Genomic DNA, 979 nt, shown 5'->3' on the forward strand with positions numbered 1-979 from the left:
GGCCTTGTTTAGACGGTTGATTCCGATCAGTCTGAGAGCTCTGTCACTCGGATTGCCGTACTCGTCTCTCCGTAGAAGTACCACATTTTCTAGGAACTGAAGCGGGACGGATTGGGTGTGCAAACCAAGACCGCCCGCTTCGCAGAGACGGTTGTAACGCTTGCTCAAAAAGCCGTCGCTGGTGAGCCAGCTCCCGCATACCGACCCGGAAAAGAGGGGTATGCCGACTGGGTAATTCTCGCCGTTCAGGGGTTCAAAGAGTATCTTGAACACGATTACCGGAAATTAATGGATGTTCTCCGAGAGATGCCGAGAGTAGCAGACTCACTTGGTTTGACGGTCGAGACGCTGCCACACTTTTCGACCGTCTGTGTGCGTAAGCAAGCGATCCCGATGAAGCGGTGGCGAGCGATCCTCAACGCGTCGGTCGAACTGTATCAACTCGGAGATGTCCAAGCAATCGACGCAACCGGCGTGGATCGCGTTCAAGCTAGTCAGCACTACGCGAAGCGAACAGATTACACGTTTGAGGCGGTCAAAACCACGCTACTCATCGATTGTGAAACGAGCGCGATCATCGATATACACTGCTCGATGAAACAACCGCACGATACCCAAGTTGGTTTGCAGGTGTTAGTCCGGAATCTCGACGATCTAACGGCTGTGGCGGCGGATAAAGGATACGATTGGGAAGCTCTCCGGACGAGGTTGCGGGCTGAAAGTATCACACCACTGATTCCGCAACGTGGCCCCGGCTTCCGAGGATGGGCGAGAAACTTACTCATCCACGATCGAGAGTATAACCAGCGTTCGAACGCTGAATCCGTGTTTTTCGGATTGCGACAGCGATACGGTGAGACGCTGTGGGCCAGAACGTGGTTCGGTCAATTCCGCGAACTTGTCATGAAATCAGCGGTGCGAAACATCGAACGCGCAATCGAGGTGGCAGATCGCTGAACGCTGGCGTCTAAACAAGGCC

Annotated in this window: 1 protein-coding gene; it reads left to right on the forward strand. The window is 54.0% G+C overall.

The window, feature by feature from the left end; all coding sequences use genetic code 11:
- Positions 1-117: 117 nt before the first annotated feature.
- Complete coding sequence (locus ACNSN7_RS15530) at positions 118-957, forward strand: IS5 family transposase (protein ID WP_418283205.1); 840 nt, start codon at positions 118-120, stop codon at positions 955-957.
- Positions 958-979 lie beyond the last annotated feature (22 nt).

It is taken from the genome of Halorubrum rarum, assembly GCF_048380895.1.
Lineage (GTDB): Archaea > Halobacteriota > Halobacteria > Halobacteriales > Haloferacaceae > Halorubrum.